Below are 15,817 nucleotides of genomic sequence, written 5' to 3'. Positions count from 1 at the left end.
TTTTGTAAAAATAATAAGATAAATTTTATTATATTTGAGAAAACCATTCCAGATATTTTTTTCAATGACAAATAATTTTAACAAGTGTTTAATTTATATTAGCTGATAAGCTTTCCCCATAAGTTTATTTCTAAGTCTAGAAAAGCACACAAAAGGCACTTTATATTAACCTATTAATTATAAGATTATGTCTAAGTTACAAGCATTAAAAAACTTTCGTTTTCCAAAAGTTTTCATTCTTATTTTAATAGTTTTTATCTCGTGTGCACTGCTAATCTGCATTAACTTTTTTACTATCAAAATTTTATCCGCTAATCGAGCTTATGTTAATGGTGAATCTCATTATTCGAAAGGACAAAAAGACGCATCAAGACATCTTATAACTTATCTATATACTAAAAATCCAAATCAGTGGAAATTGTATTTAGAAGAATTAAAAGTTCCTCAGGGCGATGGTATTGCTCGAATTACACTTTTAAAAGCCGGCGACAATAAAATTGCTCGTAACGGATTTTTAATTGGCCGAAATCATGAAGAAGATTTAGATGATATTATTTGGCTTTTTGACAATTTTAAACAGATTTCTTATCTATCAAAAGCAATAGATGAATGGGGAAAAGGTGACAAATTGATTTTCAAATTATTTGTTATCGGCCAGCAGATTAATGCTAAAATTGAACGGAATCTTTTGACGATTGAAGATCAGCAGCAATACTTAAAACAAATCAGCGCTATAAGTGATCAATTAACTATTAACGAACGGAATTTTTCTAATGTTTTAGGTGAAGGAACCCGAAAAATAAAGGATTTATTGATTATTTCGAATGTCTTTTTTATTCTAATAATAATCTGCAGTGTTTGTCTTTATTATTCTATTATGGTCAAAAGACTGCTTGTTTCCAAAAAAGAGACTGAGATAAAAAATGAAAATCTTATTATCGTAAATCGCGAATTAGACCGATTTGTATATAGTGCATCTCATGATTTAAGATCTCCTATAACTTCATTAAAAGGTCTTATAGAAATTACGGCATTAGAAGATGATGTAAATCAAGTTCGAAATTATCTTGAAATGATGCATCAGAGTCTCGCTCGACAAGATCAATTTATTAGCGATATCATTGATTATTCTAAAAACAAAAGAAAAGAAGTAATCATGGAGCCAGTAAGCTTGAAAGAATTGTTTAATGAAGCTATTTTACAATTAATGCATATTGAAAATGCAAGTAAAATCAAATTTACGCAGGAACTCGAAGTAGATCAGATTGAAAGTGATGGTCTTCGTTTAAAAATCATTATTAATAATCTGCTTTCAAATGCCATAAAATATGCTGACTGCAGCAAACAAGAAATGTTTATTACTATTAAAACATATTTTAGTGAAGGCTTAAATAAAATTGAAGTAGCAGATAATGGTATTGGAATTCACGATGATCATAAGGACAATATTTTTGATATGTATTTTGGAACAAACAAAAATAAAGGTTCTGGACTAGGTCTTTATATTGTAAAAGAAGCTGTAGAAAATATTAAAGGCGATATTTCTGTTTTTTCAGAAAGTACTGTTGGAAGTAAATTTATTGTAACGATACCTAATTCAAATGCAATTTAAACCGCAATTTCTAATTATAGAAGACAATTTAATTGACCAATTTATCATTAAAAAACTGCTAAAAAAAGGATTAGATATCAATCCTTTATTTATAGCTAATAATGGAAAAGAAGGAATAGATTGGCTTGTCCAAAATCCAGATCATAAATCGCTGATTATTCTTTTAGATATTCAGATGCCTATAATGAATGGATTTGAGTTCTTAGCAGAATTTGCCACTCTAGAAGAAAACTTAAAAGCTAAAATTGAGATTTTTGTTCTTTCATCAACTTTGGATATTGACGAAATTAAAAAGGTAAAAAACAATAAATATGTTTCAGATTTTTGGAACAAGCCTTTACGACTGGATTTACTAGAAAGTATTTCTCTCTAACTATTATTCTAAAACGCGATTTACTTGAGAAAATGCTCTAGTGTAGTACGGTTCTTTTGTAGAAGAAATCATAACACCTCCGTGAGTTGATGAATGAACAAATTTTATTTCACCATCGGCAACTTCGACAATCATTCCAACGTGATTAATGTGGCGTCTCCCATTGGTTCTAAAGAAAATTAAATCTCCTTTTTGAGCTTCTTCTGTGTTCACTTTTGTACCAATACGAGATTGTTCTATTGAACTTCTTGGCAATTTAATATCAAAATTATTAAAAGTACAAATCATTAAACCAGAACAATCAAACCCTGCTTTTGTGGTCCCGCCCGATCTATAACGCACTCCAATGTTTTCTGTAGCATTTGCAATAAGCTGATCTATTAATTCTGAATGACTGCCAGTTGATAATCTAACAAATGTAGAATCTTTTTTAATTTCAGCAGTTTGTGCTATTTGCACTGGTGAAGATACTACAGCATTTTGTGATTCTTTAATTGCAATAGCCGATTGAATCGCGTCTGCTTTTTCTTTTGGAACTCGAATTTTTAAAAGATATCCAACAGGTACTTTCCCTTTTATAGACGGATTCTGGCGCTCTAATTCTGCAACAGTAATTCCATATTCTTTAGAAATACCGTATTTCGTCTCTTTCGGTTTCACTTCTCTATAAAGCTCAACTTCTGTAGAGATAACTTCTGGTGCATTCTCACGTGGCTTTTCATTTGTGGATGCAACAACATCAGAAGAATTAGAAGGAATTGTTATTTGCTGTCCAATTTTCAATCCTTCCGTTTCCAAAAGCGGATTAGCTTTCTTTAAATCATCAACAGAGACGTTGTATTTTTTTGAAATTCCCCACAGCGTTTCTTTGGCTGCTACTTCGTGTGAATTTGGGCTAGTAGTTATAACTACTTCAGATTTAGGCTCAGACTTAGTTTTAACGTTAGCATTATTTTTATTTGGAATTAAAAGAACCGAATTTAGTTTTAAGATTTTAGAAGCGTTTGGATTTGCATCAGAAATCTCTTTAACTTTTACTCCATATTTTTTAGCAATAACAGAAAGATTTTCTCCTTTTGAAATTTTGTGCTTAACAAAATTATCTTGTGCAAATACTCCAACACTGAAAAAAAACATTCCTATTATTAATCTAAAAATCATAAATTACTATTTAAGTTAGTATTTCTTTTTTTTAAGTTTAGTTACATAATTAAACTTAAAAATTATAAATATATTACCTCAAAGGCGAATTTAACTCTTAAAACCAGAAAAACCATAATTTTTAACAATTAATTTATTCCAAAATGTCAAATTTAAACTTGACTTAATATCAAAAAAAGCTTCATTATTGATTTTCAGATAATTAAAATTTAAGCTTATTTTTCTTATAAAATGATGTCACAAAACAGTAATTAAAAAAATAAGTTTTTCCATTTAGCGATCTTAAATAAAAAACGCCCCGTTTTCACAGAGCGTTTTTTTAATATATAAGGTAAATCTTAAAGATTAAGCTTTTCCAGCAGCAATTAAGTTTAAAGCAGAGCCTGCAACAAACCAGCCAATTTGACCTGCGTTGTAAGTATGGTTCGCCAAGATTATATCTTTTGTACCATCTGCATGAACAAACTCTAATGTTAATGGTTTTCCTGGAGCAAATTCAGTTAAATCTAAGAAGTTGATTGTATCATCTTCCTGAATTTTATCGTAATCTGCTTCGTTAGCAAATGTCAATCCTAAAAGACCTTGTTTTTTAAGGTTTGTTTCATGGATACGAGCAAATGATTTTACTAATACTGCTTTAACTCCTAAGAAACGAGGCTCCATAGCAGCGTGCTCACGAGAAGAACCTTCTCCATAATTATGATCTCCAATTACTATAGACGGAACCCCAGCTGCTTTGTATGCACGCGCTACAGCAGGAACGGCATCGTAAGTACCTGTTAATTGATTTTTAACCGAATTTGTTTTTTGGTTGAATGCATTTACAGCACCAATCAACATATTATTAGAAATATTATCTAAATGTCCACGGAAACGAAGCCATGGCCCAGCCATAGAAATGTGGTCAGTTGTACATTTTCCAAATGCTTTAATCAGCAGTTTAGCACCTGTAATGTTTTTACCATCCCAAGCATCAAAAGGAGCTAATAATTGTAAACGCTCAGATGTCGGGCTGACTACTACCTGAACTCCTGAACCGTCTTCAGCCGGAGCTTGAAATCCTGGATCTTCAGCATAGAAACCTTTAAGAGGAAGTTCGTCTCCAGTTGGAGCATCAAGCATTACTTCTTCTCCGTCTTCGTTTATTAATTTATCTGTTAATGGGTTAAATCCTAAATCTCCAGCAATGGCTAACGCAGTTACCAATTCTGGAGAACCTACAAATGCCAAAGTGTTTGGATTACCATCTGCACGTTTTGAGAAATTACGGTTGAAAGAGTGAACGATTGTGTTTCTTTCTTCTTTCTCTGCTCCTTCTCTATCCCACATACCAATACATGGTCCGCAGGCATTAGCAAATACAGTAGCATTGATTTTATTAAAAGTTTCTATAAAACCATCTCTCTCTATTGTAGAACGCACCACTTCAGAACCTGGAGTAATAGTAAACTGAGCTTTAGTTTTTAAATTCTTAGCCGCAACTTGTTTTGCCAAAGATGCTGCACGAGAGATATCTTCGTATGATGAATTTGTACATGAACCGATTAAGCCTACTTGAATTTGTAATGGCCAGTTATTTTTAATTGCTTCCTCTTTCATTTTAGAAATTGGAGTAGCTAAATCTGGAGTAAAAGGACCATTTAAGTGTGGTTCTAATTGAGATAAGTTAATTTCAATAACCTGGTCAAAGTATTTTTCTGGGTCAGCATAAACTTCTGGATCTCCAGTTAAATAAGCAGCTACTTTGTCTGCCGCATCGGCAACATCAGCTCTGTTTGTAGAACGCAGGTAACGACTCATAGAATCATCATAACCAAAAGTTGAAGTTGTAGCTCCAATTTCAGCACCCATATTACAAATAGTTCCTTTACCCGTACAAGACATTGCAGTTGCACCTTCTCCAAAATATTCAACGATAGCACCTGTACCACCTTTTACAGTAAGAATACCAGCCACTTTAAGAATAACATCTTTAGGAGCAGTCCAACCTGATAATTTACCAGTTAATTTAACTCCAATTAATTTAGGAAATTTAAGTTCCCAAGCCATACCAGACATAACGTCTACAGCATCGGCTCCACCAACTCCAATTGCCACCATTCCTAAACCACCTGCATTTACAGTGTGAGAATCGGTACCAATCATCATTCCACCAGGGAAAGCATAATTTTCAAGTACTACTTGGTGAATAATTCCAGCTCCTGGTTTCCAGAAACCAATTCCGTATTTATTTGAAACTGACGACAAGAAATCGAAAACTTCATTACTTTGTGTTTTTGCTCTGGCCAAATCGGTTTTAGCATCTACCTTTGCTTGAATCAAGTGATCACAATGCACTGTTGTAGGAACTGCTACTTTAGATTTACCAGCATGCATAAATTGTAATAAAGCCATTTGAGCAGTTGCATCTTGACAAGCTACACGGTCTGGTGCAAAATCAACATAATCAACTCCTCTTCCAAACGCCTTTGTTGGATTTCCATCCCAAAGGTGATTGTATAAAATTTTCTCTGTTAAGGTAAGTGGACGACCAACAATCTCGCGTGCCTTGTCAACACGACTTGGCATGTTTTCGTACACTTTTTTAATCATTTCGATATCAAAAGCCATAAGTTTTATAATTATTTTTTGTTTTTTTATTTTATTTTGAACATCACAAGTTACAAAAAATAGAGGAGCTATAAAAGAAAAAGCCCGAGTTTATCGCTCGGGATTTAATATATTAATAATCGAAGGATTACATTACTAATTGCTTGTTAGAAGGCGCAAATTTAGTTAAGTTGATGCCTTCAACTGCAGTTGTATATTCATCTAATGTTGGAGTTCTACCTAAAATTGTAGATAAAACTACAACTGGTGTAGAAGAAAGTAACGACTCTCCTTTTTTACCTTCAGAATCTTCTACGACTCTTCCTTGGAAAAGACGAGTAGAAGTTGCCATTACAGTATCTCCTTTTGCCGCTTTTTCTTGATTACCCATACAAAGGTTACATCCTGGACGCTCTAAATACAACATGTTTTCATATTCTGTACGCGCTGCACCTTTTGGAGCATTATCGTCAAATTCGAAACCTGAATATTTTTGTAAAACTTCCCAGTCACCTTCAGCTTTAAGTTCATCGACAATGTTATAAGTAGGAGGCGCTACAACAAGCGGTGCTAAAAACTCCACTTTACCTTTTTGATCTTCAATATTCTTAAGCATTTGAGCAAGAATTTTCATATCTCCTTTGTGAACCATACAAGAACCAATAAATCCAAGATCTACTTTTTTCACTCCTCCGTAGAAAGAAAGAGGTCTAATTGTATCGTGAGTATATCTTTTAGAAACATCAACATTATTTACGTCTGGATCTGCAATCATTGGCTCAGCAATCTGATCCAAATCAACTACAACTTCAGCGTAATATTTAGCGTTTGCATCTGGAGTTAAAGCTGGTTTCTCAGCAGATTTAATTTCAGCGATTCTCTTATCAGCTTTATTAATTAACCCTTGAAGAACGTGTTTATCGTTATCCATACCTTTATCGATCATAATCTGGATTCTGCCTTTTGCAATTTCCAATGATTCGATTAAAGTATCATCTTCAGAAATACAGATAGAAGCTTTTGCTTTCATCTCTGCAGTCCAGTCAGTAAACGTAAATGCCTGGTCAGCAGTAAGAGTTCCAATGTGAACCTCAATAATTCTACCTTGGAATACGTTTTCTCCTCCAAACTGATGAAGCATTTGTGCTTGAGTAGCATGAACTACATCACGGAAGTCCATGTATCCTTTCATATCTCCTTTGAAAGTAACTTTTACAGATTCTGGAATTGGCATAGAAGCCTCACCTGTAGCTAATGCAAGAGCAACTGTTCCTGAGTCAGCTCCAAAAGCAACACCTTTTGACATTCTGGTGTGAGAGTCACCACCAATTATGATAGCCCACTCATCTATAGTGATATCGTTAAGTACTTTGTGAATTACGTCTGTCATTGAGTGATAAACACCTTTTGGATCACGAGCTGTAATTAAACCAAAATCGTTCATGAATTTCATCAACTTTGGAATATTCGCCTGAGCTTTTTTATCCCAAACGGAAGCAGTATGACAACCTGATTGGTACGCACCGTCTACTATTGGAGAAATTACTGTAGCAGCCATAGATTCTAACTCCTGAGCAGTCATAAGTCCAGTTGTATCTTGAGAACCTACAATATTAACTTCTACACGAACATCAGAACCAGCGTGCAATACTTTACCAGCAGGTACACCAACAGCGTTTCTGTTAAAGATTTTTTCTACTGCTGTAAGACCTTGTCCTTCAATAGAGATTTCTTTTGATGGAGCAAATACAAGAGGAGCTTCAATACCTAAAACTTTCGCCGCTAATGTTTGAAGTTTTTTACCAAATACAATCGCGTATGAACCTCCAGCTTTAATAAATTCCATTTTCTGAGGTGTAAATGCCTTAGAAATGTCTATTAATTCCTGATCGCCGTTGTATAATTTTTTCTCTTTAATATTAATTGTAAGAACTGTTCCTGTTGCTACAGAATATGCCTGCTCTAGAATTGGTTCGTCATTTTCATTACGAACAACATTACCATTCTCATCAAGTTTTTTAACCCAGTTTTTTAGATCTAAACCAATACCACCAGTAACATCAACAGTAGTTAGGAAAATTGGAGAAATTCCGTTTGTTCCACCAACAATTGGAGCGATATTTACGAATGGAATATATGGACTTGCTTGTTTTCCTGTCCAAAGTGCCACGTTATTTACACCTGACATTCTTGAAGAACCTACACCCATTGTTCCTTTTTCTGCAATAAGCATAACGCTTTTATCAGGATGCTGTGCTTGAAGCATTTTGATTTCGTCCTGTGCTTGAGGAGTAATCATACATTTACCGTGAAGTTCACGATCTGAACGGGAGTGAGCTTGGTTACCTGGAGATAGCAAGTCTGTAGAAATATCTCCTTCACCAGCAATATAAGTAACTACTTTAATTTCGTCAGCTACTTCTGGAAGTTTTGTAAAGAACTCAGCTTGAGCATAACTCTCAAGGATTTCTTTTGCAACTGCATTGTCATTTTTATATGCCTCTATTAAACGATCTGTATCCGCCTCATAAAGGAAAACTTGTGTTTTAAGAACTTTTGCCGCTTCTGCTGCGATAGCAGCATCATTTCCTAGAGCTAAATCTAGCAGTACTCCAATTGAAGGACCACCCTTCATGTGAGATAATAATTCAAAAGCAAAAGTTGGAGTTATTTCTTTTACAACAGATTGACCAAGAATAATCTCTTTTAAAAACTTAGCTTTTTCACCAGCTGCACTAGTTGTCCCTGGCAATGTGTTGTAAATAAAAAACTTAAGAGAATCTTCTCTATATTCGTTATCTACATCTTTAATTTGCGAAATGATTTCGCTTAATAATTCTGCACCATCAATCGGCTTTGGATGAAGTCCTTGGCCTTTTCTTTCTTCAATTTCTTTAATGTAATCTTTGTAAGTATTCATAATATAGTAGAAGTATTTTTTTTTTGTATGCAAATTTAAAAATTAAAGCCGAGAATTAAAAAGAATATAATAGATCTCGCCTTTTCAAAAATTATTATTGCTAAAAAACGATTTTCAATGTCTGTTTTTGCTAAAACAGCAATTTTGAATCAAAAAAATGAATTATTGATATTTTAAAATCTTTTCATTAACAAAGTCGAAATTTAATGTTACGAAGTAAGTGGGATTTTACCTCTATTTTCACAAAGAACTGTTCTAAATAAGTAATTATAACGTTATAGTTGTCTTGAACGGATCAATTTATTATTTTTTAAAGACATCGAAATTCAATATTTTTTCTATTTTATTAACCACGTAAAATAAAAAAAGCCTGATAAAATTATCAGGCTTTTTTTTTCAATTTCAATTGATATTTTACATCAGCTTTTTAATAATAACTTCTTCTGTTATTCCTTCGGCATCTGCTTTATAATTTTTAATAATTCTATGACGTAAAATTCCAGTTGCAACAGCTTGGACATCTTCAATATCTGGTGAAAACTTTCCATTGAATGCTGCATGAGCTTTTGCTGCCAAAATTAAGTTTTGTGAAGCTCTCGGTCCTGCTCCCCAATCGAGATAATTTTTCACAAAATCATTTGTCAAAGCATTATCAGGACGAGTTTTGCTTACTAAAGTAACTGCATATTCTATAACATTATCAGCAACAGGAATTCTACGAATTAAATGCTGAAAATCTATAATTTCCTGAGCTGTGAATAGTGGATTTATTTCTGTCTTTACATCAGAAGTTGTACGTTTTACAACTTGAACTTCTTCTTCAAAACTTGGATATTCTAATTTTATTGCAAACATAAAACGGTCTAACTGCGCTTCTGGCAGCGGATATGTTCCCTCCTGTTCAATTGGGTTTTGAGTAGCTAAAACAAAATAGGGTAAATCTAATTTATGATGCTGTCCTGCAATAGTTACCGATCTTTCCTGCATAGCCTCAAGAAGAGCTGCCTGAGTTTTAGGCGGTGTTCTGTTAATCTCATCTGCCAAAATAATGTTAGAAAAAATTGGCCCTTTTATAAATTTGAAATTTCTATTTTCGTCTAGAATTTCACTTCCTAAAATATCAGAAGGCATTAAATCCGGCGTAAACTGAATTCTTTTAAAATCTAAACCTAAAGCTTGAGATAAAGTATTAATCATTAAGGTTTTTGCCAAACCCGGAACACCTATTAAAAGTGCGTGTCCTCCAGAAAATATACAAAGTAAAATTTGATCTACAACGGCGTCTTGCCCTACAATGATTTTCGCTATTTCTTTTTTTAATTCGTTTCTTTTTTGAACTAAATTGTGAATTGCTGTTACGTCAGACATTTATGAATATATTTTAAATTAAAAAGAGTTAATTCTATGAATTCATAAAACTAACTCTTTTTATTTATTTAATAAAAATTATTTTTTCAACCAGTTGTTTGCGAAAGCACATTCTTTGTATTCACCAATAATTTTAATATAAGTATCTTTAATCTTAGTATCAAACCATTTTGCGATTGCATTGATTTGTTTTTCTTTCAATGCTAATTCTTTGATTTTTGTATAATCCTTAGCATAATCTGCTGTATGTTCGTCAATTCTGTTTGTAACAGTAATCAATTTATACGTTTTTTTTCCTTTGTCATCTGTATTTAAAAGTGGCTGAGAAACTTCATCTCCTTTTAAATTAGAAACCTGACTGTATAATACCGGATCCATTTTCGTCAATTCGAAACGAGTATCTTGAGTGGTAGGATTTACTAAAGTTCCCCCATTTGCTCTTGTTTCTTTTTCATCAGATTCTGTTCTTGCAGCATCAGCAAAAGTGATTTCTTTATTGATTATCTTATTTCTGATGTTTGTAATTCTTTCTTTTGCTTCTTTTAAAGCAGCTTCTGAAACAGTTGGAGCAATCAAAATATGACGAAGTTCTACTTCTTGTCCTTTTATTTTCTCAACCATAATAATATGGAAACCAAAAGTTGTTTCAAATGGCTGTGAAATCTCACCTGCCTGTAAACTAAAAGCAACATCTTTAAATTCTTTTACAAAAGGAGTTTTTCTAGTCATTTTATAATAACCTCCATTTGGAGAAGATCCTGGATCTTGAGAATATAAAACGGCTTTTGTAGCAAAACTAGAACCATCTAAAACGTCCTGTCTTATCGAATTTAATCTGTCAATTACTTTTTGCTTATCTTCTTTAGAAACTTTTGGTTCTACAATAATTTGAGCTACTTCCATCTCGGCACCAAAGGTTGGCAATTCATCTTTTGGTATTTTCTTAAAGAAATTACGAACTTCTTCTGGAGTAATTTCAACATCTTTAATGATTTTGTCTCTCATTTCTGAAGCAAGTTTCTGCTCTTTTAAGATGTCGGCAAAATATGTTTTAAATTCTTCAACAGAACTCTTTTTGTAGTATTCAACCACTTTGCTGATATCTCCACCAACTTGCTGCGTCATATAATTTAGACGCTCTTCCATCATACTTCTAACTTCGGCATCACTAACAATGATACTATCCTGAATAGCTTGATGTGCATATAATTTATCTTCTAAAAGCTTACCAAGCATTTGGCATCTCGTTATATCTTTAGTAGAACCACCTTGCGCAGTAATTTCTAAAAATCCTTTATCAATGTCAGAATCCAAAACAATATAATCTCCTACTGTTGCAATAATTCCGTCAATTTTTAATTTTCCTCCTGAGTGAGTTTCAACAGGTTTTTCGGCTACAACATCAGGAATTATTTCTTGAGCTGTAATAATTGGAGCAAAAAAAAGAAAAAAACAAATTGCTAGTGCAAACTTGAAATCAATTGTTTTTAGCTGTAATTTTTTTAATGACATTATTTTAAATTTAATTTGAATGTAAGCCTGTTTTAAATAATCCGCCAAAATTATAGATGTTTTTTAAATACTAGTTAAACATAAATAATTAGAGTATAGTTCTTTCGTAACTTATAACGAACAAAAATAACAATTCAATTACATAATACAACTATCCGGTATACTATTAACAAAAAATTATATGATGATTATATTCAGGTACTTTAAAGAGGTTAACTAGTTTCCTTTATATCAATCAAATAACTATTCCTTAAACTAGCTTTAGAATCGAGGTTGCCTATTGCAAATAAATACCTTAAAGTAAGCCGAATAAAAAAAGTTCTCAACACTACAACGTTTTCGTAACAAACTATTTTCTTACAAATTAAAATTAATTCAAAAAATATATACTTTAGATGCGTAATTAGTAATTTATCACATATAAAAATAACAATATCTTCTTTTTATAGCCTTTAAATTAAATAATTGCAATAACTATTTAACTAAACCCTATCTATTATGAAAAAACCTTTTTTAAAGTTGTGCCTTATTACAGCTGTTACGGGACTGCTGTATTCCTGTTCACAAAATGAAACCAACGAAATTGATTCAAAGGCTGAAAGCCAGCAATTCAAAATTATTGATGTTACGCATCACGATGGAAAACCTTTTAGCACAGGAACTTCAAGTTCATCCACAGGTAAATATGTAGACAACCCAGGCGGCGGCGTAATGATGCAGGCCTTCTATTGGGATGTTCCTGCAGGCGGAAACTGGTGGAATACTGTAAGCTCAAAAGTAACCGCGTGGTCAAATGCCGGAATTGGTTCTATTTGGCTTCCACCTGCTTCTAAAGCTCAAAACGGAGCTTTTTCTATGGGTTATGATCCAACAGATTATTTTGACTTTGGAGATTACAATCAAAATGGAAGCACAGAAACTAGATTTGGATCCAAAACCGAATTGGTTAGTTTGATAACAGCTGCTCATACTGAAAACATGAAAGTGTATGCCGATATTGTAATTAATCATAACAGTGGAGGCCAGTCAGAAGCTAATCCTTTTACTGGAACAAATACTTGGACCAACTTTACTGGAATTGCCTCTGGAAAATTCAAGCGTACTTATAATGATTTTTATAAAAACAGTTACGGGAATAATGATGAAGGTGCCTTTGGAGGGTTTCCAGATTTATGTCACGCTGCACCAAATGTTCAAGACTGGCTTTGGCTGAGAGCTGATGGAGTTGGTAAATATTACAAGAACACTATGAAGTTTGACGGCTGGAGATTTGACTACGTTAAAGGATTTGGTCCTTGGGTTGTAAATGCTTGGAATGCAAATGTAGGCGGATTTTCTGTTGGTGAATATTGGGATTCTAATGTAAATACTCTTGAATGGTGGGCTAATAATGCGAATAGCTCTGTATTTGATTTTGCCTGCTATTACAAAATGAATGATGCCTTTGATGGAAATAATCTTGCGCTGCTAAATGATGATATGATGTGGAAACGTAATCCATACAAAGCTGTAACTTTTGTGACTAATCATGATACAGATGAAATATGGAGCAAATTATTGGCTTATTCTTATATATTAACACACGAAGGTTATCCAACAATTTTCTACAGAGATTATGAAGAATGGCTGGACAAAAACAAATTAAATAATTTGATTTGGATTCATAATAATAAAGCAACTGGAACAACGTCTATTTTATATTCTGATAACGACGAATATGTTGCAAGAAGAAATGGTTACAATGGAAATCCTGGATTGGTCGTTTATATTAACAATTCTGATGTCTGGCAGGAAAGATGGGTTCAGACCAATTGGGCCAATACACAAATTAAAGATTTCACCGGAAATTCGACTTGGTATCCAACGACGCAAGCCGATAAATGGGTAAAAATACAATGTCCTCCAAAAGGATATTCAATTTGGTCAATTAATCAGTAATTTAAAATGACTATTGTAAGGCTGTTTTATAACAGCCTTATTTTTTTCTTTTAGACTTGAAAGAGAAAAACTGTTCCAATTTAAGAAGTGAATATTTTTATTAAGCGGTAATTAATAGTATTTTTGCAACCTATTTATACGAAATATGAGCTTTTTAAAAGAAATACAACGCAGAAGAACATTTGGAATTATATCGCATCCCGATGCTGGTAAAACAACATTAACAGAAAAATTACTGTTATTTGGAGGTGCAATTCAGGAAGCAGGAGCTGTAAAGAATAACAAAATAAAAAAAGGAGCAACGAGTGACTTTATGGAAATCGAACGCCAAAGAGGTATTTCGGTTTCGACTTCTGTACTTGCTTTTAATTATAAAGACAAAAAAATCAATATCCTTGATACGCCAGGACACAAGGATTTTGCCGAAGATACATTTAGAACTTTAACCGCTGTTGATAGTGTAATTGTTGTTATTGACGTTGCAAAAGGGGTTGAGGAACAAACAGAAAAATTAGTTGCTGTTTGTAGAATGCGTAACATTCCGATGATTGTTTTCATTAATAAGTTAGATCGTGAAGGTAAAGATGCTTTTGATTTAATGGATGAAGTGGAACAAAAATTGGGTTTAACTGTTACACCATTAAGCTTCCCTATCGGAATGGGTTATGATTTCCAAGGAATTTATAATTTATGGGAAGAAAACATTAATCTTTTTAGTGGTGACAGCCGTAAAAATATTGAGGAAACAATTGCTTTTTCTGATGTTCAAAATAATCCAGAACTAGATAAAATTGTTGGTCAAAAAGCTGCTGAAAAACTTCGTGAGGAATTAGAATTGATTGATGAAGTGTATCCAAAATTTGAGCGTCAGGATTATCTTGACGGAAAAATTCAGCCTGTATTTTTTGGTTCAGCTTTGAATAATTTTGGAGTTCGTGAATTATTAGACTGTTTCGTTACAATCGCTCCATCACCAAGACCAAAAGATTCAGAAACTCGTTTAGTTGATCCTACCGAAGAAAAAATGTCTGGTTTTGTATTTAAAATACATGCTAACATGGATCCTAAACACCGTGACCGTCTGGCATTTATTAAAATTGTTTCTGGAACTTTCGAAAGAAACAAACCTTATTACCATGTCCGACAAAAGAAAAATCTAAAATTCTCTAGTCCAAATGCCTTTTTTGCTGAGAAAAAAGAAATCGTGGATATTTCTTATCCAGGTGATATTGTTGGTTTACATGATACAGGAAACTTTAAAATTGGTGATACTTTGACAGAGGGCGAAGTGATGAGCTTTAAAGGAATTCCAAGTTTCTCTCCAGAGCACTTTAGATATATTAATAACGCTGATCCGATGAAAGCGAAACAATTGGACAAAGGTGTTGATCAATTAATGGACGAAGGTGTTGCTCAGTTATTTACTTTAGAAATGAACAACCGGAAAGTAATTGGAACTGTTGGAGCGCTTCAATATGAAGTTATTCAATATCGTCTAGAGCATGAATACGGTGCAAAATGTACATATGAAAATTTCCCTGTTCATAAAGCGTGCTGGGTAAAGCCAGATGATGCTAAGAATGAAGAGTTCAAAGAATTTAAACGAATCAAACAAAAATTCCTTGCACATGATAAATATGGCCAATTGGTATTTTTAGCCGATTCAGACTTTACCATTCAAATGACTCAAAGTAAATATCCAAGTGTGAAATTATACTTTACATCAGAATTTGATTAATTCTATTGGAAAGAAAAAAATATAAAAGGCTGTCTAATAAATTTTAGACAGCCTTTTTATTTGCAATAAAAAAAGCGCTAATATTAAAATTAGCGCTTTTCTTTAATTTGAATTAAATCAACCTTACTAAGTCATTATATTTCAAAAATAATCTTTCATACAAGCTACCAAATTACTCTAATACAATTATTTAAAGAAATTTAATCGACTAAAGGAGATTAAATCAGATAAAATGCATTTAATCCTATTTATAATAAAAAAGCCCCATTAAAAAATGGGGCTTTAAAATTTATGCTTGTCCCGCAGGACCAAAATTAAGCGGTATTGGTGCTTGTTCTGTCTCTTTGATTTCACCATGGGCTGCTTCAAATCGATGGATGTTTTCACCTATTGCTCTTAATAATCTTTTAGCATGTTGTGGTGTCAAAACAATTCTTGACTTTACCTTGGCTTTAGGAATACCGGGCATAATGCTCACAAAATCTAAAACAAACTCTGACGATGAGTGATTAATAATCGCAAGATTAGAATAAATTCCTTCTGCAATAGTTTCGTCTAACTCAATATTAATTTGCTCTTGTTGTTGTTTCGGATTACTCATAGTTT

10 protein-coding genes are annotated in these 15,817 nt (G+C 33.0%); 4 read left to right on the top strand and 6 right to left on the bottom strand.

What is annotated here, in order from left to right; genetic code table 11:
- Positions 1 to 418: 418 nt before the first annotated feature.
- Positions 419 to 1,612 carry a sensor histidine kinase gene (locus EDB96_RS05645; RefSeq protein WP_241774358.1) on the top strand — a complete coding sequence of 398 codons (1,194 nt, stop codon included), beginning with the start codon at positions 419 to 421 and terminating at the stop codon, positions 1,610 to 1,612.
- Positions 1,602 to 1,985, top strand: coding sequence for a response regulator (locus tag EDB96_RS05640; RefSeq protein WP_057117044.1), 384 nt, complete (start codon positions 1,602 to 1,604; stop codon positions 1,983 to 1,985). The genes EDB96_RS05645 and EDB96_RS05640 overlap by 11 nt, the downstream gene beginning before the upstream one ends.
- Before the next feature lie 3 nt (positions 1,986 to 1,988).
- Here EDB96_RS05640 and EDB96_RS05635 read toward each other — a convergent pair whose 3' ends face one another.
- The 5 genes from EDB96_RS05635 to EDB96_RS05615 form a co-directional block, all read right to left on the bottom strand.
- Positions 1,989 to 3,146, bottom strand: coding sequence for a peptidoglycan endopeptidase (locus tag EDB96_RS05635; protein ID WP_134139600.1), 1,158 nt, complete (start codon positions 3,144 to 3,146; stop codon positions 1,989 to 1,991).
- A gap of 345 nt (positions 3,147 to 3,491) precedes the next feature.
- Entirely contained in the window at positions 3,492 to 5,756 is a 2,265-nt protein-coding gene (locus EDB96_RS05630) for an aconitate hydratase (protein ID WP_134139599.1), read from the bottom strand.
- Positions 5,757 to 5,883: 127 nt separating this feature from the next.
- Entirely contained in the window at positions 5,884 to 8,655 is a 2,772-nt protein-coding gene (locus EDB96_RS05625; RefSeq protein WP_057117047.1) for a bifunctional aconitate hydratase 2/2-methylisocitrate dehydratase, read from the bottom strand.
- A 414-nt stretch (positions 8,656 to 9,069) separates the two neighbouring features.
- On the bottom strand, positions 9,070 to 10,023 hold the full coding sequence (locus EDB96_RS05620) for an AAA family ATPase (RefSeq protein ID WP_057117048.1): 954 nt from the start codon (positions 10,021 to 10,023) through the stop codon (positions 9,070 to 9,072).
- Positions 10,024 to 10,101: 78 nt separating this feature from the next.
- A complete protein-coding gene (locus EDB96_RS05615; RefSeq protein WP_134139597.1) occupies positions 10,102 to 11,535 on the bottom strand; it encodes a peptidylprolyl isomerase in 1,434 nt (477 codons plus the stop codon).
- A gap of 498 nt (positions 11,536 to 12,033) precedes the next feature.
- On the opposite strand from EDB96_RS05615, the gene EDB96_RS05610 reads away from it, so the two are divergent.
- Together EDB96_RS05610 and EDB96_RS05605 are read left to right on the top strand one after the other, a co-directional pair.
- On the top strand, positions 12,034 to 13,473 hold the full coding sequence (locus EDB96_RS05610; RefSeq protein WP_134139596.1) for an alpha-amylase: 1,440 nt from the start codon (positions 12,034 to 12,036) through the stop codon (positions 13,471 to 13,473).
- A gap of 145 nt (positions 13,474 to 13,618) precedes the next feature.
- Complete coding sequence (locus tag EDB96_RS05605; protein ID WP_057117050.1) at positions 13,619 to 15,211, top strand: peptide chain release factor 3; 1,593 nt, start codon at positions 13,619 to 13,621, stop codon at positions 15,209 to 15,211.
- Positions 15,212 to 15,500: 289 nt separating this feature from the next.
- Here the strand turns inward: EDB96_RS05605 and EDB96_RS05600 are convergent, their stop codons facing one another.
- Positions 15,501 to 15,812: a DUF3467 domain-containing protein gene (locus EDB96_RS05600; RefSeq protein WP_012024017.1), complete on the bottom strand. Its 312-nt coding sequence runs from the start codon at positions 15,810 to 15,812 to the stop codon at positions 15,501 to 15,503.
- Positions 15,813 to 15,817 lie beyond the last annotated feature (5 nt).

It is taken from the genome of Flavobacterium sp. S87F.05.LMB.W.Kidney.N (genome assembly GCF_004366435.1).
Lineage (GTDB): Bacteria > Bacteroidota > Bacteroidia > Flavobacteriales > Flavobacteriaceae > Flavobacterium.
The sequence above is the reverse complement of the archived record's forward strand: the minus strand, read 5'-3'. Positions and strand labels throughout refer to the sequence as shown.

Bases quoted from the DNA above. Each gene is read 5' to 3' on its own strand.
- EDB96_RS05640 (WP_057117044.1), top strand. From the start codon at position 1,602: ATGCAATTTAAACCGCAATTTCTAATTATAGAAGACAATTTAATTGAC.
- EDB96_RS05635 (WP_134139600.1), bottom strand. From the start codon at position 3,146: ATGATTTTTAGATTAATAATAGGAATGTTTTTTTTCAGTGTTGGAGTA.
- EDB96_RS05630 (WP_134139599.1), bottom strand. From the start codon at position 5,756: ATGGCTTTTGATATCGAAATGATTAAAAAAGTGTACGAAAACATGCCA.
- EDB96_RS05625 (WP_057117047.1), bottom strand. From the start codon at position 8,655: ATGAATACTTACAAAGATTACATTAAAGAAATTGAAGAAAGAAAAGGC.
- EDB96_RS05620 (WP_057117048.1), bottom strand. From the start codon at position 10,023: ATGTCTGACGTAACAGCAATTCACAATTTAGTTCAAAAAAGAAACGAA.
- EDB96_RS05615 (WP_134139597.1), bottom strand. From the start codon at position 11,535: ATGTCATTAAAAAAATTACAGCTAAAAACAATTGATTTCAAGTTTGCA.
- EDB96_RS05610 (WP_134139596.1), top strand. From the start codon at position 12,034: ATGAAAAAACCTTTTTTAAAGTTGTGCCTTATTACAGCTGTTACGGGA.
- EDB96_RS05605 (WP_057117050.1), top strand. From the start codon at position 13,619: ATGAGCTTTTTAAAAGAAATACAACGCAGAAGAACATTTGGAATTATA.
- EDB96_RS05600 (WP_012024017.1), bottom strand. From the start codon at position 15,812: ATGAGTAATCCGAAACAACAACAAGAGCAAATTAATATTGAGTTAGAC.